Origin of the sequence: Nonomuraea spiralis (assembly GCF_014648435.1) — a bacterium.
GTDB classification, from domain to species: domain Bacteria; phylum Actinomycetota; class Actinomycetes; order Streptosporangiales; family Streptosporangiaceae; genus Nonomuraea; species Nonomuraea spiralis.
On the sequence record NZ_BMRC01000001.1, the window covers coordinates 482,270 to 505,708 of the forward strand.

The window sequence follows — 23,439 nt, forward strand, 5'->3', positions numbered from 1 at the left end:
TTCACTTTATCAACCGACTATCCTGGGTGCATGAACAGGTTCGGTGAGATGCACTGCTCCATCGCCCAGGCCGTCGGCGTCATCGGCGAGCCCTGGACGCCGCTGATCCTGCGCGACATGTTCCTGGGCCTGCGCAGGTTCGACGACCTCGCCGAGGACCTGGGCATCTCGCGCAACCTGCTGGCCCGCCGGCTCGACCATCTCGTCGCGACGGGGGTCGTGGAGAAGCGGCCCTACCAGGAACGGCCGGTGCGCCACGAATACCTGCTGACCGAGGCGGGGCGTGACGTCGTGCCCGCGCTGATGACCCTCATGGCCTGGGGCGACCGCTGGTCCACGCCGCCCGGCGGACCGCCCGCGCTGCTCGTGCACTCCTGCGGCCGGCAGTTCACGCCCGTCGTCACCTGCCCTCACTGCGGCGGGGAGGCCACCGCCGAGACCGTGCTGCCGGTGCCGGGCCCCGGAGCCGCGCGCGGGCCGGGGACGATGGTCCTGGCCGCCGATCTGTGACGGTCCGCGTTTGACTCCCGGCCCGGCGTGAGAGGACTCTCATCGGCCGCTCACGGCCACCCAACGGCCTCCGCGCAGCCTGAGGGGACGGGGACGTCGTACAGGAGGCGTAGATGGATCTCGGACCACGGTGGCTCGCGTTGGCGGCCGCGCTCGCGTTCGTCCTGGGCGGCGGGGCGATGCTCCTCCCCGCGCAGGCGTCGTCGCCGCCCCAAGCCCTCGTCCTCGCCGCCGCCGATGACGACGACGATGACGACGATGACGACGGGGAGGCGCGCTCGACCGGGCGGCGCGATCGGGCCAGGGAGCGGACCGGGGATCAGGCGCCCGCGCGGCGGCGCGAGGACGACGTCCGGGGCATCCCCGGTCTGGAGGCGCGTGACCCCGAGCGTGCGCCCGGTTCGTACGACGCCGGCGACCGGGTCGTCCGCGCGCAGGACGACGTCCCCAGGCGGGCCGAGATCCTGCTGGACGGCGACACCATCGGCAACACCGTCAGCGGCACCGTCGGCAACACCGTGGGCGACGGCGTGGGCGCCGGCGGGTACGTCGGCCCGCTGGTGCTGGCGGCCATCCTCGGCACCGGCGTGCTGGTGGGCGCCACGTACTGGTTCTCGCGCAGGTTCGGCCCCTGACGGGGGTCAGATCCGGGAGGGGACCTCGTTGCCGGCCGCCCTGATGGCCTTGGGCAGGTTCGTCAGGGCGAGCAGCACGAAGCCCACCACGAAGAATATGATCATGGACACGATGGCGATCCGGTAGCTGTTGGTGAGCTGCAGCGCGATCGTCACGGTCAGCGACCCGATGAACGCCGACCCCTTGTCGCTGATCTGCAGCAGGCTGAAGTACTCCGCCTCCCGCCCCTTCGGGATCACCTGCGAGAACAGCGACCGCGACAACGCCTGCGTGCCGCCCAGCACGATCGCGATGGCGAAGGCCATCAGGTAGAACTGCAGCGCCTGCCCCTCGCCGACGAACATGGCCACCACCACGATCCCGGTCCACAACACCAGGCTGGCCAGCACCGTGCGCTTGGTGCCGAACCGGCGGGCCAGCCACCCCAGCAGCAGCGCCCCGAAGAACGCCACGAACTGCACCATCAGGATCGCCGTGATCTGTACGGTCTTGTCCAGCTTGAGCGCCTCGGAGGCGAAGGCCGCGCTGTTGCCGATGACCGTCTGCACACCGTCGTTGTAGACCAGGTAGGCCACCAGGAACAGCAGCGTCAGCGGGTAGCGCCGCAGCTCGGCCAGCGTACGGCCGAGCTGGCGGAAGCTGCCGCCCACCGAGCGCAGCGTCGTCGTCTCGTGCGTGGCCACCGGACGGTTGCGCAGCCGCAGCAGCGGGACGATCGTGAAGATCGCCCACCACAGCCCGGCCGACATCATGCTGATGCGCACCGCCATGCCCTCGCTCAGCCCCAGGCTGTCGTGCTGCAGGAACAACCCCAGGTTGAGCAGGAGCAGCAGGCCGCCGCCCAGGTAGCCGATCGCCCAGCCGCGCGAGGAGACGCCGTCGCGCTCCTCGGGGGTGGAGATCTGCGGCAGGAAGGAGTCGTAGACCACCACCGAGGAGCCGTAGGCCAGGTTGGCCACGACGAACAGCAGGCCGCCCAGCATGTAGCGGTCGCCCTCGACGAAGTACAGGCCCATGGTGGCCAGCGCGCCGACGTAGGCGAACCCGCCGAGCAGCTCCCGCTTGCGGCCGGTGTGGTCGGCCAGCGCGCCCACGATGGGCAGGAACACGATCTGCAGGAACACCGCCACCGTCAGCGTCAGCCCGAAGAAGGCCGCGGGCCTGATGTCGACGCCGAGCACGTCGACGTACCCCAGGCCGGGGTGGCGCAGGACGAGCGCGTCGAACTGGGACATGCACGTCTCGGAGGCCAGCTCGGGGAAGTCCTTGGCGCAGGCCGCGGTCTTGGCGACCGGGATCAGGTACGGCCCCAGGAACACCGAGATGATCGTGGTGTAGAAGGCCGAGTTGGCCCAGTCGTAGAAGTACCAGCCGCGCTGTTCCCGGCGGCGCGCCGCGGGGGAGTCGTCGAGGGCCGCGGGGGGTGCGGTGGAGGCCATGGTGTCGTGTCGCTCCTCTGCGGCCGGGCGGCCGGGGGCCTCGCGCGGCCCGGAAACGGGGATGGGACCAAACTTGACGGAGTGACCATCCTCGCAGGTCGCGGGTCACGTCCGGATGTCGTGCCCATGACCTTACAGTGATCACCGCATGAGAGGAAGGTCGCGCCCGCCGGGCCCGTACGGTCAGGCCGCCATGCCGCGCGGATGCCACAGGCCCCGGCGGTCGAGGACCTCGCGCAGGCCGGTGACGTTGTCGGTCATGATGCCGTCGACGCCGAGGTCGAGCAGGCTCTCCATGCGGACGGTGTCGTTGATCGTCCACACGTGCACCTGCATGCCGATGGCGTGCGCCGTACGGATCAGGCGGCCGGTGGTGACGCGCAGGCCGCGGAAGCCGATGGGCACCTGCGCGCACGGGATCCCGGCGCGCGACAGGCGCGTGAGCAGGCGGCCGTAACCGGAGGTGGTCGCGGCGGCCCGCAGCGCGGCCACGCCGCGCGGGCCGAGCGCCGAGCACACCTCGCGGCCCATCGCGGCCCTGGCCATGACCAGGCGTTCGTCGGAGAAGGAGGTCAGGCAGACGCGGTCGTAGGCGTTGGTGCGGCGGATCGCGTCGGCCAGCGGCGCGATGGCCGCGACCTCCTTGACGTCGATGTTGAAGCGCACCTGCGGCCAGGTGCCGAGCAGGTCCTCCAGCAGCGGGATCTCGTGCACGCCGCCGATGCGGGCCTGCCGGACCGCCCGGTAGGGCAGCTCGGAGATGCGGCCCCGCCGGTCGGTCACCCGGTCGAGGGTGTGGTCGTGGAAGGCCAGCAGCACGCCGTCGGAGGTGGCGTGCGCGTCGGTCTCCAGGTAGTCGTAGCCGAGGGCGACCGCCCGTTCGAAGGCCGCGACCGAGTTCTCGGCGCCCTCCAGCGCGCCTCCGCGGTGGGCGAAGGCGAGCGGGCCCGGATGGTCGAGAAAGGCGAAACGACGGCTGAGCACGACCCGAGTATCCCTTCCCTGGGTGAACGGTTAGGTCACGTCTGGGGGAGATTCTCCCACTCCTGGCGGCGGGCCTCGGCCAGCGCGATGGCCGCGGCCACCGACACGTTGAACGAGCCGACCCGCCCGACCTGCGGGATGTAGCACACGCCGTCGACGGCCTCCAGCAGGGCGGGGGAGCAGCCGTGGTCCTCGCTGCCGACCACCAGGCACACGTCGCGGCCGAGGTCGGCGCGGTGCAGCGGCAGGGCCTCGCCAGTCAGCTCGATGGCCAGCACGGTGTAGCCGTCCTCCTTGGCGGCCTTGACCGCCTCGGTGGCCGGGACCGGCTCGTGCCAGGTGACCAGGCGTTCGGTGCCGAGCGCCGTCTTGCCCGCCTTGGGGTTGGTGGGCGGCGTGGCATTGCCCGCCAGCCAGATCTGGTCGACGCCGAACGCCGCCGCGCTGCGGAAGATCGAGCCGACGTTGAACGGGCCCGTCACCGACTCCAGGATCAGCGCGAGCCGGTTCTCGGTGTTCCTGCGCCAGGTGCGGTTGAGCCGCTTGACGTCGGTGGGGCGCAGCTGCCTTCTCATCGGGCCACCTTCAATATGCGATAGGCGGCTCGGGAGGCCTCTCGGGAGGCCTGCCAGCCCTGCTCGCCGAGCCAGCGCTGCAGGGAGTCCGAGCCGAGGTGTTTCTGGACGACCAGGTAGGCGACGCCGTCGGGCGTCAGCCGGGAGAGCCACCTGGTGAGCATCTCGTGCAGAGCCGGCTTGCCAATCCGGATGGCGGGATTGGACCAGATGGCCCGAAATTTCACGTCATCCGGCACTTCATCGATATGCACCGGTCTTACTTTGTAAAGGCGGGCGGTCTGGGCGTTCCGCTCGGTCAGCTCCAGGCTGCGCCGGTTCACATCGACGGCCCACACCGTCGCCTCGGGCGCCCGCGCGGCCATGGTCAGCGCGATCGGGCCGTAGCCGCAGCCCAGGTCGAGCAGGTCGCCCTCCTGCGGCGGCGGCGGGACGGACTCCAGCAGCGCGCGAGTGCCGACGTCGACCCGCTCGGGCGAGAACACGCCCCTGTCGGTCTCCAGCCGCAGATGGAGGTCGGGCAGGACCAGGTCGACCACGCCCGGCCTGCTCGCGGTCTCGGGTCGCTCGGAGAAGTAGTGGGCCACGTGGGAAAACGTTACGGGATCCGGGTGCCGAACAAGACCGCGGCGCCGGCCACCAGCAGCCCGAGCAGGATCGCGGCCACGATGAACCACTGGGTGATCTCCTGGCTGACCAGCTTGAACCCGAGGGAGGTGCCGATCTGCTCGTAGACGTCGCGCAGTTCGCTGCCGGACTCGGCGGTGTAGGCCCGGCCGCTGGTGCCGTCGGACAGCGACTGGAGGGTCTGCTTGTTGACCGGTACGTTCACCGGCCTGCCGTCGATGCTGACGGTGCCCTCCTGGGTGCCGTACGCGATGGTGGAGACCGGGACGCGGGCCTGCTGGGCGGCGTCGATGGCCTCGTTCACCGAGCGGCCGGAGGTGTTGTCGCCGTCGGACAGCAGCACGATCGCGGCGGGCGGCGGGTCGGTGGCGGCCTGCTGGTCGAAGGAGCGCACCGAGTCGAGGGAGTTGAAGACGGCCTCGCCGATCGCGGTGCCGGGGCGGGTGGTCAGGTTGCCGATGGCGGTGACGACGGCCTGGTGGTCGGTGGTGGGGGAGATGACGACGTTGGCCGAGCGGGCGAAGGAGACCACGCCGACGTTGAAGCGGTCGGGCAGCTCCTTGGCGAAGGCCTGGGCGGCGGCCTTGGCGGCGCTGATCCGGTTGGGCTGGACGTCGTCGGCGTCCATGGACAGGGACACGTCCAGGGCGATCATGATGGTGGCCCGGTCGCGGGGGACGCGTACCTGGTCGGCGGGTTTGGCGGCGCCGACCACCAGCAGCGACATCATGACCAGGAACAGCGCGGGTGGCACGTGGCGGCGCCAGCCGGGTCCGGCGGGGGCGACGAGGTTGAGCAGGGCGAGGTTGGTGAAGCGCACGGTGTAGCGGCGGCGGGCGAACTGCGCCACGACGTATCCGGCCACGACCAGCGCCAGCAGGACGAACAGCCACAACCAGCCCGGCGCGAGAAACGTCATACGGGTCTCCGGTGGGCTAGGTGGCTCATACGGCGCTGGCGCAGCACGAACTGCGCCACGTCGAACACCCAGTCCCTGTCGGTTCGCAGCACCAGGTGGGCGATCCCGGCGCGGCGCAGGGCCATCCTGGTGCCCTCACGCTGGAGGGCGGCGGCTTCTGCATATGCTTGCCGGACTTTGGGAGAAAGGTGCACTTCACGTACGTTCCCGGTCTCGGGGTCGGTGAACGCCACCCGGCCGACGTCCGGCAGCTCCAGCTCACGCGGATCGATGATCTCCACGGCCAGGACCTGGTGGCGGGCGGCCAGGCGCCTGATCGGGCGTTCCCAGGGGCGTTCGGCGTCGGGGTCGAGCTCCGGCCGGGCGTCGAGGAAGTCGGAGACGACCAGCCGCAGGCCCCTGCGACGGCGGGTGGCCGCCAGCACGTCGATGCCCTCGGCCAGGTCGGGGGCGTCGGGCACGGCCCGGCCGCGGGGGGCGTCCATGAGGGAGTTGAGCAGCCCGTACAGGGCCGGGCGGCCGGTACGGGCGGGCATGCGGTGGATGAACTCGTCGTGCAGCACCAGCGCGCCGAACCGGTCGCCCATGCGGCTGGACAGGAAGCCGATCGCGCCGACGGCGGCCACGACCAGGTCGCGTTTGTCGGTGTCGGCGGTGCCGAAGTCCATGCTGGCCGACAGGTCGGCCAGCGCCCACGTCTCCAGCTCGCGGTCGGCGATCAGGTCGCGTACGTGCGGGACGGTGGTGCGGGCGGTGACCGCCCAGTCCATGCGGCGTACGTCGTCCTCGCCGGGCACGTAGACGCGGCTGTCGCCGGCCTCGCTGCCGGTGCCGGGCAGCAGCCCCTGGTGGGCGCCGTGCAGCAGGCCGTCGAGCCGCCGGGTGACGGTCAGCTCCAGCCGCCGCAGCGCCTGCTCGGCGGTGTTCAACGGTTCTGGTTCCAGACGACGAGGGGCGGCGGCACGGCGTGCAGGATCTGCTTGACGACCTGCTCGGGGTCGACGCCGTCGGCCAGGGCGTCGAAGGTCAGCATGAGGCGGTGGGACATCACGTCCACGGCGACGTCGCGTACGTCGTCGGGCAGCAGGTAGTCGCGCCCGCGCAGCAGGGCCAGCGCGCGCCCGGCCGAGACCAGGCCGAGTGTGGCGCGGGGGCTGACGCCGATCTCGATGGTCTCGGCGAGGTCGCCGAGGCCGTAGTCGGCGGGCGCGCGGGTGGACATGACCAGGCGCACCACGTAGTCGGCCACGAGCTGGTGCACCGAGACCTGCTCGGCGGCCTTCTGCAGGGCCAGCAGCCGGCCGGGGTCGAGCACCCGGCCGGGCACGGGCGGCGTGACGCTCATCCGGTGGAGGATCTCCAGCTCCTCGTGCGCGCTGGGGTGGGGCACGCGGACGCGGAACAGGAAACGGTCGCGCTGCACCTCCGGCAGCGGGTAGACGCCCTCGGACTCGATCGGGTTCTGGGTGGCCAGCACGATGAACGGCCTGGGCAGCGGATGGGTGACGCCGGCCAGCGTGACCTGGCGCTCGGCCATCACCTCCAGCAGCGCGGACTGGACCTTGGCGGGGGCGCGGTTGATCTCGTCGGCCAGCAGGAAGTTGACGAACACCGGACCGAGCTCGACGTCGAACTTCTCGTTGGAGGGATGGAAGACGCGGGTGCCGACGATGTCGCTCGGCACGAGGTCGGGGGTGAACTGGATCCGGGCGAACGTGCCGCCCACGACGGTGGCCAGGGTGGAGGCGGCGAGGGTCTTGGCGACACCGGGCACACCTTCGAGCAGGCAGTGACCGCGGGCCAGCAGGGCCACGACCAGCCGCTCGACCATGTGCTCCTGTCCCACGATGACACGCCGGACCTCGTCGAGACTTTGACGCAGCAGTGCCGCGTCGTTTCCGCCTGGCAACTCTTCGGCGACGCTCATGACGCCATTCCACCAAACGCGCCGCGAACGTGCACGACGCCACGTCTGTGCTTTCATGGCAAACGTGGCAAGTCCCCTGCAGTACGGTGATCCGCCCCAGCTGGGGCGCTACGTCGTGCAGGCCCGCCTGCACACGGCTCCGGCCGGGTTCGTCTACCTGGGCCAGGGGCCCGACGGGCGCGCGGTGTCGCTGGGCGTGCTCACCCGGGGCGCCGCGCTGGACGCCGCGGCGCGCGACCGGTTCCTGACCGCGGTCAAGGAGTCGTCGGGGCGTTCGGGTGCGCGCGGCTGGCTGGGGATCGGGCGGGCGCGCGGCTCGGTGATCGACGGCGCGCCCGAGGTGCTCGAGGTGGACGACGGGCCCGCGCCGTGGGTGGCGGTGCCGTACGCGCCGGGGCAGGCGGGGGCCGAACGGTTCCTGGAGCCGGTCATGGTGGGCGGGACGTTCATCGGGCAGGCGCACGGGCCGGACTTCGTGCCGTACTGGCTGACCGACCGCGCGCCCGCGCTGCCGGGGCCGCTGCGGCGCGCGCTGCCGCTGACCGAGACCCGCAGGCGGGTGCTGCTGGCGGCGCTGGCGCTGGCGCTGCTGCTGGTCCTGGTGACGACGATCCTGCTGTTGTTGCTGTTCGGCAGGCGCGACAGCGAGCAGATGCCGCGGCAGCTTCCGCCGACGGTGTTCGTGCCGACGCCGCCGCCGACGCCTGCGACGCCGGTGCCGCAGCCCTCCCCGTCGCAGTCGCCGTCGCCGACCCGCACCGGCCCCGGCACGCCGGGGGAGTCGCCGGGTGACGAACTGGGCGAGTCACCGCTTTAAGCGTTTGAGCCTGACGTTACGTGAGGCTTTAGCGTCCGCGGCATGGAGTTCATCATTCACGACACACTCACGGCCATGGCCGACCTGCTGGCCGGGCCGCTCGCCGACCGGCCCGGGGCGCTGCGGGAGATGCTGGCGCCGATCCGGCCGGCGATCCCGGCCCCCGGGGACATCGTGGACGTCCACCACCAGGGTGGCGGCTTCCGCGTCGACGTCGAGGACCCGCGCTACCTGCCCGCCGTACGGGCGATGATCGAGGCCGACGTGCTCGGCCAGGTGCGCAGGGAGCTGGAACGGGCCTCGCGGGCGCTGAAGGACGCCCGGCAGGCCGACTCGCTCCAGGTGATGTTCGTGCTCGGCGACCCGGACAACGAGCACCTGACGAAGGTCGGCGGCGGCTACTACGGGATGGGCGGCTCACCGGGCTGGCTGTACCTGCTGGGCTGGCCGTCGGAGGAGGTCATCGGCAGGATCGCCCACTGCGCGGTGCACGAGTTCCACCACAACGTGCGCTACACCAACGTGGAGTGGGACCCGGCCCGGGTGACCGTGGGCGAGCACGTGGTGGCCGAAGGGCTGGCCGAGGCGTTCGTCCGGGAGTTGTCGGGGCCTGAGGCGATGGGCCCGTGGTCGCGGATGGTCACGGGGGAGGAGCTGGAACGCGCCCACGAGCTGATCATGGACGCGTTCGACCTGCAGGGCATGTGGAACACCCCGGCGTACGTGCTGGGCGACAGCGCCATGCGCCTGTTCGGCCAGGAACCCCGCGGCGTCCCCGACATGGCCGGGTACGCGGTGGGCCTGCGCCTGGTGGACCGGGCCCTGGCCGAGCGCGGGCTGAGCGCCGCCGAGGCCACCCTGCTGCCCGCCGCGCGGCTGCTCGGCCGGGCTCAGCCGGGGGAGACGAACCCCGACTCGTAGGCGGCGATCACGGCCTGCGTACGGTCGCGCGCGCCCAGCTTGGCCAGCACGTTGCCGACGTGCGTCTTGACGGTCTCCTGGCTGACGACCAGCTCGGCGGCGATCTCGGTGTTGGACATGCCCCTGGTCATCAGCCGCAGCACGTCGCCCTCGCGGCCGGTGAGCCGGTCGATCCCGGGCACGTGGCCGCGCGGCCCGCGGCCGGCCAGGGCGCGGATGGCGGCGGGGAACAGCAGCGACTCGCCGGCCGCGACCAGCCTGATCGCCTGGATCAGGTCGTCGGGCCTGGTGCGTTTGAGCAGGAAGCCGCTGGCGCCGGCGCGCAGGGCGTCGTAGACGTGGTCGTCGTTCTCGAACGTGGTCACGACCAGCACCTTGGGCGGGTCGTCGAGCGCCACGAGCCGCCGGGTGGCCTGGATGCCGTCCACGGCGGGCATGCGGACGTCCATCAGCACGACGTCGGGACGCTCGCGGCGCACCACCGGCAGCACCGCGGCGCCGTCGGCGGCCTCGCCGACCACGCGCAGGCCCGGCTCGGCGTCGATGATGACGCGCAGGCCGGCGCGGATGAGATCCTCGTCGTCGGCGATCACGACCTTGAGTGTCATGGGCTCGACCGTAGCGGGAGGCGGACCGACACCGTCCACCCGCCCTCGTCGGGGCCGGCCCGCAGGTCGCCGCGGAGCAGGCGGACCCGTTCGCGCATGCCGCGCACGCCCCTGCCCCCGCCGCCGCCCCTGCGGCGTGCCGCGCCGGGGTTGCTGACCTCCAGCCGCAGGTCGTCGCCCTGGACGGCGGCGGCCAGGCGTACCGGGCCGTGGCCGTGCTTGATCGCGTTGGTGAGCGCCTCCTGGAGGATGCGGTAGGCCTCCCTGGAGACCACGGCGGGCACGCCGGACAGGTCGCCCACCTCCTGACGCACCTCGGCGCCGGAGGCGGCCACCAGCTTGCCGAGGTCGGCCAGCGTGGCCTGCGGGGCGCGCCGCCCGCCGTCGGGGTCCTCGCCGCGTCGGTCCTGGCCGCGGACGTCCTCGCGCAGCACGCCGAGCACGTGGTCGAGGTCCTCCAGCGCGGCGCGGGCCGACTGCTCGATGGCGGCCAGGGCGGTCCTGGCCGTGGCCGGGTCGCGGTCGAGGACGCGGCCGGCCGCTGCGGCCTGCAAGGTGACGACGCTGAGCGCGTGGCCGACCGAGTCGTGCAACTCGCGGGCCAGCCGGTTGCGTTCGGCCAGCGTACGGGCGTGCTCCTCGGCGGCGGCCAGCCGTTCGGCGGGGGTGGGGCCGAGCAGCGGGGAGGCCAGGGCGGCCAGCAGCGCGCCCGCCCCGGCCGCGACCGCCACCAGCAGCGCCAGCGCCGTCACGCCCGCCACGGACCACAACACCGACGGCCACCCCGGCTCGGCCGTGACGCCCAGCACCGGCATGGGTTCGCCCAGGAACGGCAGGACGAGCGTGAACGCGGTGAACGGCACCACCGCCAGCGTGAACCCGCTGACCACGCCGCCGACCGCCAGGTGCAGCGTGAACCACGCGGCGGTGCGCCGCCGTTCCTGCCACGACCTGCGGGCCTGGCGCGGCGGGGTCTCCACGCGCGCGCCCAGCAGCCCCTGGGCGGCGTTCACCTCCAGGCCGCGCACCGGCAGGAACAGCCCGGTCAGCGCCACCACCGGCAGCACCGCGACGAACACCCCGACCTGGACGGGCATCAGCAGGTCGGCCGCCCCGCCGTGCCACATCCCGGCCACCAGCACCCCGGCCATCATGTACGGCATCAGCAGCGCGCCGCCCAGGATGAGGCACGCCCAGCGGCGGGGGAGGTTCCTTCTCACATCAGGGATTGTATGTCGACAGTTTTTCGCGCAGGGAGTAATGCGCCCTGAGTGAAATGCGCCCCCAGCGAAAAGGGACTGGAATTCGCCGCCGCCGGGTCTAGCGTTTTTCGCAGAATTAGTCCGACAGAAAGGCGACGTCAATGACGGAGACCGCGCGCGCAGCCTGGCCTGACCAGCTCAGTCAGCGCTTGCTGAAGGAGCGCATCGTGGTGCTCGGCCAGGAGGTCGATGACGATATTTGCAACCGGCTCTGCGGTGAGCTGCTTTTGCTGGCGGCCGAAGACCCCAAGCGGGACATAACCCTCTACATCAATTCCCCGGGCGGCTCGGTCTCGGCCGGCATGGCGCTCTACGACATGATGCAGTTCGTGCCGTGCGACGTGGCGACGGTGGCGATGGGCTTCGCCGCCTCCATGGGCCAGCTCCTGCTCACCGCGGGCGCGCCGGGCAAGCGTTACGCCCTGCCCAACGCCCGCATCGTCATGCACCAGCCGCTGGGCGGCATCGGGGGCTCGGCCAGCGACATCGAGATCCAGGCCGCCAACATGCTCTACACCAAGCGCAGGATGGCCGAGATCATCGCCCACCACACGGGCCAGCCGCTCGAGCGCATCCAGGAGGACTCCGACCGCGACCGCTGGTTCACCGCGAGCGAGGCTTTGGAGTACGGGTTCGTCGACCACATCGCCGAAGGGATGAACTGACATGAGCGGTCGTTACGTTCTGCCCTCCTTCACCGAGCGCACCTCCTACGGGGTGCGGGAGATGAACCCGTACAACAAGTTGTTCGAGGACCGGGTGATCTTCATCGGCACCCCGATCGACGACACGGTGGCCAACGATGTCATGGCCCAGCTCCTGACGCTGGAGTCGCTCGACCCCGACCAGGACATCAACATGTACATCAACTCGCCGGGCGGGTCGTTCACGGCGATGACGGCCATCTACGACACGATGCAGTTCGTCCGGCCGGAGATCCACACGGTCTGCATCGGCGAGGCGTCCTCGGCGGCGGCGGTCCTGCTCGCGGCGGGCACGCCGGGCAAGCGGGCGGCCCTGACCCACTCGCGCGTCCTGCTCCACCAGCCGGCCACCGAGGGTAGCCGGGGGCAGTCCAGCGACCTGGAGATCCACGCCAGGGAGATCCTGCGCATGCGTGACCAGCAGGAGGAGATCCTTTCCCGGCACACCGGGCGCGGGCTGCTGGAGATCAGGAAGGACATCGAGCGCGACCGCATCTTCACGGCCGAGCAGGCGCGCACGTACCGGCTGATCGACGACATCTACGCCTCCAGGAAGCGCAGCCTCACCCCGGCGCGCTGACCCACCGGCGGGCTGCCCGTCCCTGTCCTGGCCGTACGGCACGGTCACGCAGGTCGGGCAGCCCGCCGTTCTTCGTCCGTACGCCGCCTTTCGCTCAATCCTTCGGCGGGTAGACGGTGTGGACGAGGTCGCGCAGGAAGGCGTCGAGGTCGTCGAGTCCGTAGTCGGCCAGCGTCTCGGGGGGCTGGGTGAGCAGGTAGGTCAGGGCCGTGTTCAGGCACATCGTCACCGTCGCGGCGCTGCGCCGGGTGGCCGGCAGGCCGGCCGCCTCGTGGGTGCGCAGATGCAGGTCCAGGTCGGCGCGGGTGAGCCCGGCCAGGGTCTCGCGCAGCTCCGGCCGGCGCGCCGCCTCGGCGTGCAGCTCGGCGTAGGCCAGGACCCTCGACCTGTTGGCCGTGACCGCCTGGTCGACCAGCCGCCGCAGGAACGCGGCCAGCCCGTCGCGCCCCCGGATCTCCTGTGCCGGCGCCGCCTGGAGATCGGCCCAGTAGCGCTCGACGCAACGTTCGGCGGCGGCGCGCAGCAGGGCGTCGCGGCTGGCGAAGTAGTTCTTGGCCGTGCCCTCCGGCAGGCCGGCCTCGCGGTCGAGCGCGCGGTGGGTCAGGCCCCTGCCGCCCTCCCGGGCCAGCACTTCGATCGCCGCGTCGCGAAGCTGGTCGCGCCGGTCCCGGTTCTCCGCCATGGCCGCCATCCTCCCAGCTTGCCGAACCACCACAACAATGGTACCACAGTTGTGGTGAAACAAGGAGGAGGCATGGCCATGAGAGGAACCGCGGTGATCGTCGGTGCCGGGATCGGCGGGCTGGCGACGGCCGTCGGCCTGCGGCGGGCGGGCTGGGAGGTGACCGTGCTCGAACGCTGGCCGAAGATCCGTCCGGAGGGCACGGCACTCGGCATCCGGCCGGAGGCCCAGGCCGCCCTCGACCGGCTCGGGTTGGGGGAGGGGTTGCGGCGCCGTACCGTGCCCTATCGGTCGGCGCAGATCCGCAGGCCGGACGGGCGCCGGCTGGCCGACCTCCCCCTGGAGCGCGTCGAACGCAAGGGCGGCGCTCCCGTCCTGATGTTGTCCAGGGTCTCGCTGATGGAGATGCTGCTCGACGCCGTGGGCGCGACGACGGTCGAGACCGGCGCGGACATCACCGTCCCCGAGGCCCTGCGCACCCGGTACGACCTGGTCGTGGGCGCGGACGGGCTGCGCAGCACGGTCCGCGAGGCGTTCTTCGGCGACGCCGCCCGGCCGCGCTACTCCGGGATCGTGGCCTGGCGCGGCGTCGCCGGGTTCGAGCCGCCCGTCTACGGCGAGACGTGGGGCGCCGGCCAGGTATTCGGCATCACGCCCCAGGAGCCCGGCTCGACCAACTGGTACGCCGCCGTCGCCACCCCCGAAGGGCGCCGCGAGTCCCTGGAGGAACTGCGGGCCCGCTTCGCCGGCTGGCACGGCCTCGTCACCCGCGTCCTGGCCGAGGCCGACGAGGAGAGCGTGTTGCGGCACGAGATCCACGACCTGTCGCCGCGCCTGCGGTCGTTCGTCAGCGGGAACACGGTCCTGGTGGGGGACGCGGCGCACGCCATGACGCCCTCGCTCGGGCAGGGCGCCTGCCAGGCCCTCCTGGACGCCGCCGCCCTCACCTCCTGCCTGGGGGAGGCCGATGATCTGGGCTCGGCGCTGCGCCGCTACGACGGGTTGCGCAGGCGGCCGGCGCAACGGATGGTCGCCATGTCCCGCCTGATGACCCGCGTGGCCGGCCACCACCTCCAGGGCCCCCGCAACCTCCTCCTCCGCCTCCTCGCCACCTGACCGCCGCAGCAGGCCTCCCGCCGTCACTCCACCTCCTGTCGCGTCGAGAGCACCAGGAGGGACGCCCGCTCGCCGGGTGAGCGCCTTGCCGGGCCGTTCGTCTGTGGTCACCAGCTCGGCAACGTTCCTGAGCACCATGTCGCGTGCGCGTGAAAGAAATTTCCGGAGCGGCAGAGAAGTACTGATCCACTTCTCGTCGATCTGGAGCATCCATGCGCATGAGAAACAGAGCCGGAGCGGCTGGGGCGTTACTGTTCGCCGCCGCTCTGCTCACCCCCGGCCCGGCCATCGCCGTGTCCCCATCCACCGGAACGCAGCCACTTGCCCCACGGACCGTCACGCTGATCAGCGGTGACCGTGTCACAGTCACCGGGCAGCGCGGCGCGGTGATCGAGGCCGGTGAAGGGAGGAAAGGGGTCACCTTCACCACCGACGAGAGCGGCGGGCGGTTGCGCGTCGTACCGAGTGACGCGATGCCGCTGCTGAACGCCGGGCGGCTGGACTCGCGGCTGTTCGATGTGACCACCCTGCTGGAGTACGGCTACGACGATCGGCGAAGGGATCTCCCGCTCGTCGTCACCGGGGCCGCTCAGCCCCGTACGCTGGCCGGAGCCTCGAACGGAACGGCGCTGACCGCGGTCGGCGGGTTCGCGGTGCGGGAGGAGCGGGCGCGCGCCTCCCGTTTCTGGAAGGACCTCACCGGAGGGCAGGAGAAGGCCGCAGCCGGGGGAGCAGGGCTCCTGCGGGACGCCGGCGGGAAGGCCAAGGTGTGGCTCGACGGGCTACGAGAGGTGTCGCTGGACACCAGCGTTCCGCAGATCGGGGCGCCCGCGGCCTGGGCGAGGGGCTTCACCGGGGAAGGGGTCAAGGTCGCGGTGCTGGACACCGGGGTCGACGCCACCCATCCCGATCTGGCGGGCAAGGTGAGCGGCCGGAAGGACTTCACGGATGAGCCCGACGAGCGTGACCTTGTCGGGCACGGCACTCACGTGGCCTCCACCATCGCCGGGAGCGGCGCGGCATCCGGCGGGCGCTACCGTGGCGTGGCCGCGGGCGTCACGCTGCTGGACGGCAGGGTGTGCGCGTCGCGCTTCTGCAGCGACTCGGCGATCCTGGCCGGCATGCAGTGGGCGGCGGAGCAGGGCGCCCGGGTCGTCAACATGAGCCTCGGCAGGCCGGACACGCCCGAGCAGGACCCGCTTGAGCAGGCGGTCGAAGCCCTCAGCGACCAGTACGGCACCCTCTTCGTGACCGCCGCGGGCAACGAAGGGCTGGAGCGCGGGGTCACCTCCCCGGCCACGGCGGACGCCGCACTGGCCGTCGGGGCAGTCGACAAGTCGGACAGGCTTGCCGCATTCTCCAACACGGGGCCCAGGCCGGGCGACGGCGGGCTCAAACCGGATATCACCGCTCCCGGGGTGGACATCACGGCCGCGCGAGGGAAGGACAGCCCCGGGACCGGCTCCTACGTCGCCAAATCCGGTACCTCGATGGCGACGCCGCACGTGACCGGAACGGCCGCGCTGCTGGCGGGGCAGCACCCCGAGTGGAAGGGCGACCGGCTGAAGGCCGCGCTGATGGCCTCGGCCGAGCCGCAACCGGAGATCGGCGTCTTCGCACAGGGAGCGGGCCGGGTGAACGCGGACCGTGCCACGGCGCAGGCGGTGACGGTGCAGCCGCCCGGCCTGGGGTTCGGCGTGCAGGCGTGGCCGCACGACGACGACCGGCCGGTCGTCAGGAAACTGGTCTACCGCAACGATCTCACGACACCGGTCACGCTCACCTTGCAGGCGAGGGCCGGTGCGGTCTTCACCGTGAGCCCGAGCACGCTCACCGTGCCCGCCGGCGGGCAGGCCGAGGCGACGGTCACCGCCGACACCCGTGCCGACGTGGCCGACGGGTTGGTGAGTGGATACGTCCTGGCCACCGGGCCTGGCGGTGTGAGCGTGAGCACGCCGGTCGGTGTGGAGAAGGAGGTTGAAAGTTACGACCTGACGGTGCGCCACACCAACCGGGTCGGCATCGCCACCGGTGACTTCGAGATGTCGATAAAGCGGTTGGACGCCGAGCAGTTGCCCATCGTGGTGTTCGGCGGGCAGAGCGACTTCACCACGCGGCTGCCGAAGGGCAAGTGGCAAGTGGACACCGTCGTCCTGGACGACGCGGGCCTCACCCTGCTCGTCCAGCCCGAGCTGGTCTTGGACCGGGCGCGGACGGTCGAAGCCGACGCCCGGCTCGGCAGAGCGCTTGCCGTGAAGCCGCCGCGCGCCGACGCGATGCCGGTGTCGGCCCAGGTCGTCTATCAATGGCAGGCAGCCGACGGGCCGGCGGCCAGGGGGTGGATCGGCGACGGGTTCGACCGGCATTTCACCGCCCAGCTCGGGCCCGCCCGCGACTACGACGGCCTGCTGACCGAGGTGGCAGGAGAATGGACGGCTGGTACGGACGTCTACCGGGCGGCCTGGTTCCAGCCAGGCCGAATGGTGACCGGCTTCGAACGGTCGGTGGACCCGAAGAAGATGGCGACCGTACGCATGGATTACGCCAGTCACCTGCCCGGCGCGGAGGCCGCGGTGGCCGGCCAGGCCTGGCCACGCAACGCCACCATCCCCTCCTACCTTGTCGCGACCTCGTTCACCACTCCCTCGGTGCGGACGGTACACCTCAACACTGACGGAGGCGTCCGCTGGCAGAACCTGCTGTGGGAGTACGGCTCCGACGGGCGGGTCAATCAGTTCGAATCCGGGTTCACGCGCTACCGGGCGGGCCAGGTCGCCACGGAGTGGTGGAACCGGGGTGTGTTCGGCCCTTCCCTGCCGTCCGGGGACCAGCGCGGTGACAGTGTCAGCCGCACCGGCGACGTCATCTCGGCTGATCTGTGGATGTTCGGCGACGGGCGGGGCTCGCTCGGCTACTCCTCGAGAGCCGGTGAGCACACCGCTCTCTACCGCGACGGCGTGCTCGTCGGCGAGGCGCCGTCCCTGACCGCAGGCTTCTCCGTACCCGCCGGGCGGGCGGAGTACCGGCTGGTCGCCGAGGCGGAGCGGGGAGCTCCGGCGACGCTGTCCACGCGCGTGTCCGCGGCTTGGACGTTCCGCTCCGACACCACGGACGCCCTCGCCCGGTTGCCGGTGTCCGTGGTGAGCTTCGCTCCCGAGCTCGACGCGCGGAACACCGCACCGGCCGGTCGTTCCTTCACCGTCCCGGTCAGCGTGCGTCCGTTGCCTGGCAGCGCGGCGGGCCGCACCCGGGACCTGTCCGTGGAGGTCTCCTACGATGATGGGGCCACCTGGGCGAAGGCGCAGGTCCGGCACTCGGAGGTCGTTCTGCGCCACCCGGACGGTGACGGGTTCGTGTCGTTGCGAGCCAAGTCGATCGACGTGTCCGGCAACGTCGTCGAGCAGACCGTGATACGCGCGTACCGGATTGCCTCGGCGACAAGCTGACAGCGCGCCTGGCACGCTCTCCCGTATTCAGAGGTGCTCTGGACGGCGGCGTCCGAGATCAGCCGGCCGCCGCCGTCCACTGAGCAGGGGGTGACTGCCGATATGACCGCTTCGGACCGCCGGAGCGATGCGGCCTCTCTACTGGCCTGGGTTCCTGTTCGGGAGGAACGCGGCGAACACCCCTGACAACAAAGCCAGTGCCGCCACGCTGACGTCGGTGACCGCGGCGGCGACCGCCAAGCCGACGCGGCCCTCTACCGCGTCGTCCTGTGGCCGCTGGATCCCTGTCCCCCCTTCCGCCGGACGGGGGGTGGGGTGGCGGTGGCGAGTGGGAGAGGGGGTTGTAGTCTTCTGGGCGTTTCTTGGGGGAAATAGGGGGTTGGCGTGCCGCTGGAGCAGGTTGTGGTGTTGCTGGCGGCGGCGGCCGGAGCCGGGTGGATCGACGCCGTCGTGGGCGGCGGCGGCCTGGTGCAACTGCCCGCCCTGCTCATGACCGGCATGCCCCCCGTCCAGGCGATGGCCACCAACAAGTTCTCCTCGGTGTTCGGCACGGCCTCGGCCGCCGTGGCCTACACGCGCTCCACCAAGATCGACCGGCAGGCGGCGCTGCCGGGCGCCGGGCTGGCCGTGCTGAGCGCCGGGCTGGGCGCCTGGGCGGCCGGGGCGATCTCGGCCGACGTGCTGCGCCCGGTCGTGATGGTGGTGCTGCTCGGGGTGGCGGCGTTCGTCACGTTGCGCCCGTCGATGGGCGCGCTGCCCCAGCCGCACCTGCGGACGAACGCCCGCGTGGTGACCGCGGTGGCCGTGGCGGGCGTGGGCGTGGCCTTCTACGACGGCATCATGGGACCGGGCACCGGCACGTTCCTCATCATCGCCTTCACCACCATCCTCGGGCTGGACTTCGTCTCCGCCTCCGCCTCGGCGAAGATCATCAACGTGGGCACCAACCTCGGGGCGCTGGCGGTGTTCGCGTTGCAGGGCCACGTGCAGTGGGCGCTCGGGCTGGGCATGGCCGTGTGCAACGTGGCGGGCGCGCAGCTCGGCGCGCGGATGGCGATCAGGCGCGGGACGGCGTTCGTCCGCATCGTGCTGTTGTGCGTGGTGGTGGCGATGGTGATCAGGCTCGGCTGGCAGCAGTTCGCCTGAGGCCCGGGACGTCCCTCAGGCGGCCGGCTCGGGGGTACGCAGCGCGGTCGCCGTCAGCGCGACGAACGCCGCCATCAGCGCCGGGACGGCCAGCGCCCGCGGCAGCCCGGCGAGCTGGGCCACCGCCCCGATGATCACCGGTCCGGACAGGAACCCCAGGTAGCCGATGGAGGCCACCCGCGCCAGCGCCCGCCCGGCGAAGGCCGGATCGCGATGCCCGGCGGCCGAGAACACCTGCGGCACGATGCACGACAGTCCCGCCCCGAAGAGGGCGAACCCGATCACCCCCGTCACCGGACGCCCGCCGAGCAGCGCCAGCCCGAGCCCCGCCGCGGCCAGCAGCCCGCAACACCGCACCAGCGCCACCGCCCCGAACCTGACCGCCAGCGGGTCCCCGGCCAGCCGCCCGGCCGTCATCGTGATCGAGAACGCGGCGTACCCGGCGGCGGCGAACCCGGCCGACGAGGCCAGGTTCTCGCGCAGGTAGACCGAGCTCCAGTCGGCCGCCGCCCCCTCACCCACCAGGCAGCAGAAGGCCAGCACGCCGAGGAACAGGATGCCCCGGGGCCGTCCGGCCCGCCCGCCGCCGACCGGCAGCGGGGCCGGCACCGAGCGCAGCGCCCACCGCCAGGCCCACACCGCCAGTACGGCGATCACCGCCCCGACCCACCCGAACGTCACCGACGGCGGCACCCCCGCCTGCGCGAACACCCCGCCGGTCGTGGCCCCGGCGAACCCGCCGATGCTGTAGACGGCGTGGAAGGACGACATGAGCGGCCGCCCGTAGGCGCGTTCGACCTCGACGGCGTTGGCGTTCATGGACACGTCCAGGATGCCGTGCACGATCCCGAAGGCCAGCAGGGAGGCGGCCAGCAGGGCCAGGTTCGGGGCGTAGGCGGGCGGCACCAGCACCACGCCCTGCAGCAGGGCGGCCGGGATCATGACGCGGCTGCTGCCGTAGCGGTCGACCAGGCGGCCCACGGTCGTCATGCCCGCGACGGCGCCCGCGGCGATGGCCAGCAGCGCCAGGCTGAGCCGTCCCGCGTCCAGGCCGAGGCCCTCCTTGATGGCGGGGATGCGGGCCGTCCAGGTGCCGATGGCCATGCCGGCCAGGAAGAACAGCAGGTAGACGGCGGTACGTTCGTGTCTCATCCGGCCACCTCGACGATCACCCCGGCCGCGGCGAGCGCGTCGCGCTGCTCAGGCGGCACGTCGTCGTCGGTCACCACGACGTCCAGCCGGGAGATCGGGCAGACCGCGCCGAACGCCGTACGGGAGAACTTGCCCGAGTCGCAGGCCACGATCACCCGGCGGGCGGCGGCGATGGCCGCCCGTTTGACCGCGACCTCCGGCAGGTCGTGCGCGGTCAGGCCGTGCTCGGCCGACAGCCCGCAGCAGCCGATCACCGCGGTGTCGAAGCGCAGCGCCGCGATGGAGCTCTCGGTGAGCGGGCCCATGAAGTTCAGCTCGCCCTTGCGCACCTCGCCGCCGGGCAGGACCAGGCGCACCCGCGGCGCCGCGGCCAGCAGCCCGACCGCCTGCAGCGCCAGCGGCAGTACGGTCAGCCGCCGCCCGGCCAGGGCGCGGGCCACCTCCAGGACGGTGGTGCCGCCGTCCAGCACCACGGCCTCCCCGTCCGCGATCAGGGCCGCGACCTGGGCGCCGATGCGTTTCTTGGCCTCCACGGCCTCCCGCTCGCGCACCCCGAACGGCGGCTCCTCGCCGCGCAGCAGCAGTGACAGCGCCCCGCCCCTGACCCGGCGGACCACGCCCTGCTGGGCCAGTTCGTCCAGGTCACGCCTGATCGTCATCTCCGACACGCCGTGCTCCTCGGCCAGCTCGGTCACCGAGACGCTGTCCTGAACACGCAGGGCGTTCATGATGGCGGTCAAACGTTCCATATGTTCATACAAACACGGAAAATGTGCGCAATACAATGGCGGGTATGCGTGCCAGCCGTCTGCTCTCCCTCCTCCTGTTGCTGCAGACGCGGGGCCGCATGACCGCGCCCGAGCTGGCCGCCGAGCTGGAGGTCTCGATCCGTACGGTCTACCGGGACGTGGAGGCCCTGTCGGCGGCCGGCGTCCCGGTCTACGCCGACCGCGGACCGGCCGGCGGCTACCAGCTCCTGGACGGCTACCGCACCCGGCTCACCGGGCTGACGGCCGAGGAGGCGTCCTCGCTGTTCCTGGCCGGGCTGCCCGGCCCCGCCGCCGAGCTGGGCATGGCCGAGGTGGCCGCGACCGCCGAGCTGAAACTGCTGGCCGCGTTGCCGCCCGAGCCGCGCTCGCACGCCTCCCGGATGCGCGAACGTTTCCTGCTGGACGTGCCCGGCTGGTACCGCTCGGCCGACGACGTGCCGCACCTGAGCGAGGTGGCCGAGGGGGTGTGGGAGCAGCGGCCGCTGCACATGACCTACCGGCGCTGGGGCAGGAAGGAGGTCGACCGGGTGATCCACCCGTACGGGCTGGTGCTCAAGGGCGGCTCCTGGTACCTGGTCGCCGCGCCGCCCGAGGGCTCCCCGCGCACCTACCGGGTCTCGCGCATCCTCACGATCGACCAGCTTCCCGGACATTTCCGCAGGCCGGAGGGGTTCGACCTGACGGCGTTCTGGCGTGAGTACGCCAAGGAGTTCCGCGAGCGCATGTACACCGCCGAGGCCGTCATCCGGCTGGCCCCGGGGCGGGAGGACATGCTGGCGTACACGATGGGGTCGGACGTGGTCACGGCGGCGCTGGCCGCGGCGGGCGAGCCCGACCCCGAGGGGTGGCGGGTGCTCACGGTGCCGGTCGAGTCGATCACGCACGCGCGCTGGCTGCTGCTGCGCATGGGGGCCGACGTCGAGGTACTGGAACCCTCCGACCTGCGGGTATTGATGGCCGAGGCGGTGGCCGGCCTCAGCAAGCTGTACGGATAAAGCAGGAGAGACCAGGACAAAACTTCTGCCATGATGCCTGCCATGTATTTGTTAGCTTTCATCGGCGCGTGCTTCCTGGTGGCCATGGTCCCAGGCGTGAGCACCGCCATCATCCTGCGCCAGACCCTGCGGTCCGGTCGCGGCTCGGGGTTCGCCGCCACGGTGGGCAACGAGACCGGCATCCTGCTGTGGGGGCTGGCCGCCGCGTTCGGGCTGTCGGCGTTGCTGGTGGCCTCGCAGGTCGCCTATGACGTGATGCGCGTCACGGGCGCCGTGGTGCTGGTCGTGATGGGCGTCCAGGCACTGTGGCAGGCACGCAAGGGCTCGCCCCCCGTGGAGGTGGAGGCGGTGGCCGGGCTGCGCGGGGCGTACCTGGCCGGGCTCGGCACCTGCATGGCCAACCCCAAGGCGGCGGTGTTCGCGATGTCGTTCCTGCCACAGTTCGTGCCCGCCGGGCAGAACGTGCCCCTGACCCTGGTGACGCTCGCCGTCGTGTGGGTCCTGGTGGACACCGTCTGGTACGGCCTGCTCATCTGGACGGTCGCCAAGGCCAAGGCCTTCCTCGGCCGACCGTCCGTCAAGCGGCGCCTGGAGCAGATCTCCGGCGTCGTCCTCATCGCACTCGGCGTGCGACTGGTTCTGGAGGCACGATGACCATCTGGTACGAAGAGGCCGGCACCGGCGACCCCGTCGTGCTGCTGCACTCGACGGCGGCCGACTCCGGCATGTGGGACGGCGTCTGGCAGGAACTGACCGCCCGGCACCGGGTGATCAGGGCGGACTTCCGCGGCTACGGCCGCACCCCGCTGCGCGCGGACGGCCCGTACAGCGACTCGGGGGACGTGGCGGACCTGATGGCCGAGCTGGGCGTCGAGCGCGCGGCGCTGGTCGGCGCCTCCGGCGGCGGGATGGCGGCGCTGGAGCTGGCCGCCGCCGGGCTGGCCACGCGCCTGGTGCTGCTCAACTCCCTGGCTCCGCTGACGCCCACGCCCGACCTGCGGGCGTTCTGGGACGAGGAGAACCGCCTGCTGGAGGCCGGCGACGTGGCGGGCGCGGCCGAGCTGAACGTGCGCACCCTGCTCGGGCCCGACGCGGACGACGAGGCGCGCGGACGGCTGCTGGAGATGCAGCGCCACGCCCTTGAGGTGCAGCTCGCCGCCCACCCCGGCCCGGAGCAGATCGAGCACGAGATCGACCTGGCCCGCATCGACGTGCCCGCGCTGGTCGTCTCCGGCGTGCTCGACCTCGCCTTCTTCCGCGAGGGCGCCCGCCACCTGGCGGCCACGCTGCCCCAGGCGCGGCTGGTCGAGCTGGATTGGGCCGGTCACCTGCCGGCCATGGAACGTCCGAAGGAGATCGCCGCCCTGCTCCTGGATCACCTTTAGAGGCTCCTGGACTACCTTTAGGGCATGACGAACGACCTGGCGTCCCTGATGCGGCAGGCGCAGGACGACGATCCGCTGCTGGCCCTGCGCGCCACCACGGCGCTGCGCCGCGAGGTCGAGCGCCTGGAGGCCGTCCAGGTGCGGCGGGCCAGGGTGGCGGGCCTGGCCTGGGCGCTGATCGCCGACGCGATCGGCGTCAGCAAGCAGGCCGTGCACAAGAAGTACGGCCGCCGCTGAC

Annotated in this window: 25 protein-coding genes; 13 read left to right on the forward strand and 12 right to left on the reverse strand. The window is 72.0% G+C overall.

Annotation, left to right across the window (positions count from 1 at the left end; genetic code table 11):
• Positions 1–30: 30 nt before the first annotated feature.
• Positions 31–510, forward strand: coding sequence for a winged helix-turn-helix transcriptional regulator (locus IEZ27_RS02190; protein ID WP_189645619.1), 480 nt, complete (start codon positions 31–33; stop codon positions 508–510).
• 113 nt (positions 511–623) lie between these two features.
• Positions 624–1,145 carry a hypothetical protein gene (locus tag IEZ27_RS02195; protein WP_189645620.1) on the forward strand — a complete coding sequence of 174 codons (522 nt, stop codon included), beginning with the start codon at positions 624–626 and terminating at the stop codon, positions 1,143–1,145.
• A 6-nt stretch (positions 1,146–1,151) separates the two neighbouring features.
• Here IEZ27_RS02195 and IEZ27_RS02200 read toward each other — a convergent pair whose 3' ends face one another.
• The 7 genes from IEZ27_RS02200 to IEZ27_RS02230 form a co-directional block, all read right to left on the reverse strand.
• Positions 1,152–2,585 (reverse strand): MFS transporter, encoded by a 1,434-nt coding sequence (locus IEZ27_RS02200; RefSeq protein ID WP_189645621.1) that lies wholly within the window; start codon positions 2,583–2,585, stop codon positions 1,152–1,154.
• A 183-nt stretch (positions 2,586–2,768) separates the two neighbouring features.
• Positions 2,769–3,569: a glycerophosphodiester phosphodiesterase gene (locus IEZ27_RS02205; protein WP_189645622.1), complete on the reverse strand. Its 801-nt coding sequence runs from the start codon at positions 3,567–3,569 to the stop codon at positions 2,769–2,771.
• A gap of 35 nt (positions 3,570–3,604) precedes the next feature.
• Positions 3,605–4,144 carry a TrmH family RNA methyltransferase gene (locus IEZ27_RS02210; RefSeq protein WP_189645623.1) on the reverse strand — a complete coding sequence of 180 codons (540 nt, stop codon included), beginning with the start codon at positions 4,142–4,144 and terminating at the stop codon, positions 3,605–3,607.
• Positions 4,141–4,731, reverse strand: coding sequence for a class I SAM-dependent methyltransferase (locus IEZ27_RS02215; protein ID WP_189645624.1), 591 nt, complete (start codon positions 4,729–4,731; stop codon positions 4,141–4,143). Before IEZ27_RS02215 ends, IEZ27_RS02210 begins: the two co-directional genes overlap by 4 nt.
• Before the next feature lie 11 nt (positions 4,732–4,742).
• Positions 4,743–5,690 carry a VWA domain-containing protein gene (locus IEZ27_RS02220; protein WP_125637402.1) on the reverse strand — a complete coding sequence of 316 codons (948 nt, stop codon included), beginning with the start codon at positions 5,688–5,690 and terminating at the stop codon, positions 4,743–4,745.
• Positions 5,687–6,619 (reverse strand): DUF58 domain-containing protein, encoded by a 933-nt coding sequence (locus IEZ27_RS02225; RefSeq protein ID WP_308427244.1) that lies wholly within the window; start codon positions 6,617–6,619, stop codon positions 5,687–5,689. Before IEZ27_RS02225 ends, IEZ27_RS02220 begins: the two co-directional genes overlap by 4 nt.
• Positions 6,616–7,617, reverse strand: coding sequence for an AAA family ATPase (locus tag IEZ27_RS02230; RefSeq protein WP_125637400.1), 1,002 nt, complete (start codon positions 7,615–7,617; stop codon positions 6,616–6,618). Before IEZ27_RS02230 ends, IEZ27_RS02225 begins: the two co-directional genes overlap by 4 nt.
• Positions 7,618–7,672: 55 nt before the next feature.
• Here IEZ27_RS02230 and IEZ27_RS02235 point away from each other — a divergent pair, with 55 nt between their 5' ends.
• Together IEZ27_RS02235 and IEZ27_RS02240 are read left to right on the forward strand one after the other, a co-directional pair.
• Positions 7,673–8,434 carry a hypothetical protein gene (locus IEZ27_RS02235; RefSeq protein ID WP_189645625.1) on the forward strand — a complete coding sequence of 254 codons (762 nt, stop codon included), beginning with the start codon at positions 7,673–7,675 and terminating at the stop codon, positions 8,432–8,434.
• Between the two features lie 42 nt (positions 8,435–8,476).
• Positions 8,477–9,355, forward strand: coding sequence for a DUF2268 domain-containing protein (locus IEZ27_RS02240; RefSeq protein ID WP_189645626.1), 879 nt, complete (start codon positions 8,477–8,479; stop codon positions 9,353–9,355).
• Here the strand turns inward: IEZ27_RS02240 and IEZ27_RS02245 are convergent.
• Complete coding sequence (locus IEZ27_RS02245) at positions 9,325–9,963, reverse strand: response regulator transcription factor (RefSeq protein WP_125637397.1); 639 nt, start codon at positions 9,961–9,963, stop codon at positions 9,325–9,327. The two genes, IEZ27_RS02240 and IEZ27_RS02245, sit on opposite strands and share 31 nt — an antisense overlap.
• Complete coding sequence (locus IEZ27_RS02250; protein ID WP_229823096.1) at positions 9,960–11,183, reverse strand: sensor histidine kinase; 1,224 nt, start codon at positions 11,181–11,183, stop codon at positions 9,960–9,962. The genes IEZ27_RS02245 and IEZ27_RS02250 overlap by 4 nt, the downstream gene beginning before the upstream one ends.
• Before the next feature lie 143 nt (positions 11,184–11,326).
• Between IEZ27_RS02250 and IEZ27_RS02255 the strand changes: the two genes are divergently transcribed.
• Together IEZ27_RS02255 and IEZ27_RS02260 are read left to right on the forward strand one after the other, a co-directional pair.
• Positions 11,327–11,890, forward strand: coding sequence for a ClpP family protease (locus IEZ27_RS02255; protein WP_189645627.1), 564 nt, complete (start codon positions 11,327–11,329; stop codon positions 11,888–11,890).
• Position 11,891: 1 nt separating this feature from the next.
• Positions 11,892–12,509, forward strand: a complete 618-nt coding sequence (locus IEZ27_RS02260) for an ATP-dependent Clp protease proteolytic subunit (RefSeq protein WP_189645628.1) — start codon at positions 11,892–11,894, stop codon at positions 12,507–12,509.
• Positions 12,510–12,603: 94 nt separating this feature from the next.
• Here the strand turns inward: IEZ27_RS02260 and IEZ27_RS02265 are convergent, their stop codons facing one another.
• Positions 12,604–13,191, reverse strand: a complete 588-nt coding sequence (locus IEZ27_RS02265; RefSeq protein ID WP_189645629.1) for a TetR/AcrR family transcriptional regulator — start codon at positions 13,189–13,191, stop codon at positions 12,604–12,606.
• A gap of 72 nt (positions 13,192–13,263) precedes the next feature.
• Between IEZ27_RS02265 and IEZ27_RS02270 the strand changes: the two genes are divergently transcribed.
• The 3 genes from IEZ27_RS02270 to IEZ27_RS02280 all read left to right on the forward strand — a co-directional run bounded on the left by IEZ27_RS02270 (position 13,264) and on the right by IEZ27_RS02280 (position 18,899).
• Complete coding sequence (locus IEZ27_RS02270) at positions 13,264–14,307, forward strand: FAD-dependent monooxygenase (RefSeq protein ID WP_229823098.1); 1,044 nt, start codon at positions 13,264–13,266, stop codon at positions 14,305–14,307.
• 218 nt (positions 14,308–14,525) lie between these two features.
• The gene (locus tag IEZ27_RS02275) at positions 14,526–17,753 is read left to right on the forward strand and encodes a S8 family serine peptidase (protein ID WP_189645630.1); all 3,228 of its coding nucleotides are present in this window, start codon (positions 14,526–14,528) and stop codon (positions 17,751–17,753) included.
• Between the two features lie 384 nt (positions 17,754–18,137).
• Entirely contained in the window at positions 18,138–18,899 is a 762-nt protein-coding gene (locus tag IEZ27_RS02280; protein WP_189645631.1) for a TSUP family transporter, read from the forward strand.
• Positions 18,900–18,914: 15 nt separating this feature from the next.
• On the opposite strand, the gene IEZ27_RS02285 is transcribed toward IEZ27_RS02280, so the two are convergent.
• On the reverse strand, positions 18,915–20,051 hold the full coding sequence (locus IEZ27_RS02285) for an MFS transporter (protein ID WP_189645632.1): 1,137 nt from the start codon (positions 20,049–20,051) through the stop codon (positions 18,915–18,917).
• Entirely contained in the window at positions 20,048–20,800 is a 753-nt protein-coding gene (locus tag IEZ27_RS02290; RefSeq protein WP_229823100.1) for a DeoR/GlpR family DNA-binding transcription regulator, read from the reverse strand. Before IEZ27_RS02290 ends, IEZ27_RS02285 begins: the two co-directional genes overlap by 4 nt.
• A gap of 44 nt (positions 20,801–20,844) precedes the next feature.
• Here IEZ27_RS02290 and IEZ27_RS02295 point away from each other — a divergent pair, with 44 nt between their 5' ends.
• Genes IEZ27_RS02295 through IEZ27_RS02310 form a run of 4 tightly spaced genes read left to right on the forward strand, consistent with a single transcriptional unit; the run spans position 20,845 to position 23,438 of the window.
• Positions 20,845–21,816, forward strand: coding sequence for a helix-turn-helix transcriptional regulator (locus IEZ27_RS02295; protein WP_189645633.1), 972 nt, complete (start codon positions 20,845–20,847; stop codon positions 21,814–21,816).
• Positions 21,817–21,858: 42 nt separating this feature from the next.
• On the forward strand, positions 21,859–22,470 hold the full coding sequence (locus tag IEZ27_RS02300) for a LysE family translocator (RefSeq protein WP_229823101.1): 612 nt from the start codon (positions 21,859–21,861) through the stop codon (positions 22,468–22,470).
• The gene (locus IEZ27_RS02305) at positions 22,467–23,201 is read left to right on the forward strand and encodes an alpha/beta fold hydrolase (protein ID WP_189645635.1); all 735 of its coding nucleotides are present in this window, start codon (positions 22,467–22,469) and stop codon (positions 23,199–23,201) included. Before IEZ27_RS02300 ends, IEZ27_RS02305 begins: the two co-directional genes overlap by 4 nt.
• 24 nt (positions 23,202–23,225) lie before the next feature.
• Positions 23,226–23,438 (forward strand): hypothetical protein, encoded by a 213-nt coding sequence (locus IEZ27_RS02310; protein WP_125637386.1) that lies wholly within the window; start codon positions 23,226–23,228, stop codon positions 23,436–23,438.
• Position 23,439 lies beyond the last annotated feature (1 nt).

Bases quoted from the DNA above. Each gene is read 5' to 3' on its own strand.
- IEZ27_RS02190 (WP_189645619.1), top strand. From the start codon at position 31: ATGAACAGGTTCGGTGAGATGCACTGCTCCATCGCCCAGGCCGTCGGC.
- IEZ27_RS02195 (WP_189645620.1), top strand. From the start codon at position 624: ATGGATCTCGGACCACGGTGGCTCGCGTTGGCGGCCGCGCTCGCGTTC.
- IEZ27_RS02200 (WP_189645621.1), bottom strand. From the start codon at position 2,585: ATGGCCTCCACCGCACCCCCCGCGGCCCTCGACGACTCCCCCGCGGCG.
- IEZ27_RS02210 (WP_189645623.1), bottom strand. From the start codon at position 4,144: ATGAGAAGGCAGCTGCGCCCCACCGACGTCAAGCGGCTCAACCGCACC.
- IEZ27_RS02220 (WP_125637402.1), bottom strand. From the start codon at position 5,690: ATGACGTTTCTCGCGCCGGGCTGGTTGTGGCTGTTCGTCCTGCTGGCG.
- IEZ27_RS02230 (WP_125637400.1), bottom strand. From the start codon at position 7,617: ATGAGCGTCGCCGAAGAGTTGCCAGGCGGAAACGACGCGGCACTGCTG.
- IEZ27_RS02235 (WP_189645625.1), top strand. From the start codon at position 7,673: ATGGCAAACGTGGCAAGTCCCCTGCAGTACGGTGATCCGCCCCAGCTG.
- IEZ27_RS02240 (WP_189645626.1), top strand. From the start codon at position 8,477: ATGGAGTTCATCATTCACGACACACTCACGGCCATGGCCGACCTGCTG.
- IEZ27_RS02245 (WP_125637397.1), bottom strand. From the start codon at position 9,963: ATGACACTCAAGGTCGTGATCGCCGACGACGAGGATCTCATCCGCGCC.
- IEZ27_RS02255 (WP_189645627.1), top strand. From the start codon at position 11,327: ATGACGGAGACCGCGCGCGCAGCCTGGCCTGACCAGCTCAGTCAGCGC.
- IEZ27_RS02260 (WP_189645628.1), top strand. From the start codon at position 11,892: ATGAGCGGTCGTTACGTTCTGCCCTCCTTCACCGAGCGCACCTCCTAC.
- IEZ27_RS02265 (WP_189645629.1), bottom strand. From the start codon at position 13,191: ATGGCGGAGAACCGGGACCGGCGCGACCAGCTTCGCGACGCGGCGATC.
- IEZ27_RS02270 (WP_229823098.1), top strand. From the start codon at position 13,264: ATGGCCATGAGAGGAACCGCGGTGATCGTCGGTGCCGGGATCGGCGGG.
- IEZ27_RS02275 (WP_189645630.1), top strand. From the start codon at position 14,526: ATGAGAAACAGAGCCGGAGCGGCTGGGGCGTTACTGTTCGCCGCCGCT.
- IEZ27_RS02285 (WP_189645632.1), bottom strand. From the start codon at position 20,051: ATGAGACACGAACGTACCGCCGTCTACCTGCTGTTCTTCCTGGCCGGC.
- IEZ27_RS02290 (WP_229823100.1), bottom strand. From the start codon at position 20,800: ATGGAACGTTTGACCGCCATCATGAACGCCCTGCGTGTTCAGGACAGC.
- IEZ27_RS02295 (WP_189645633.1), top strand. From the start codon at position 20,845: ATGCGTGCCAGCCGTCTGCTCTCCCTCCTCCTGTTGCTGCAGACGCGG.
- IEZ27_RS02300 (WP_229823101.1), top strand. From the start codon at position 21,859: ATGTATTTGTTAGCTTTCATCGGCGCGTGCTTCCTGGTGGCCATGGTC.
- IEZ27_RS02305 (WP_189645635.1), top strand. From the start codon at position 22,467: ATGACCATCTGGTACGAAGAGGCCGGCACCGGCGACCCCGTCGTGCTG.
- IEZ27_RS02310 (WP_125637386.1), top strand. From the start codon at position 23,226: ATGACGAACGACCTGGCGTCCCTGATGCGGCAGGCGCAGGACGACGAT.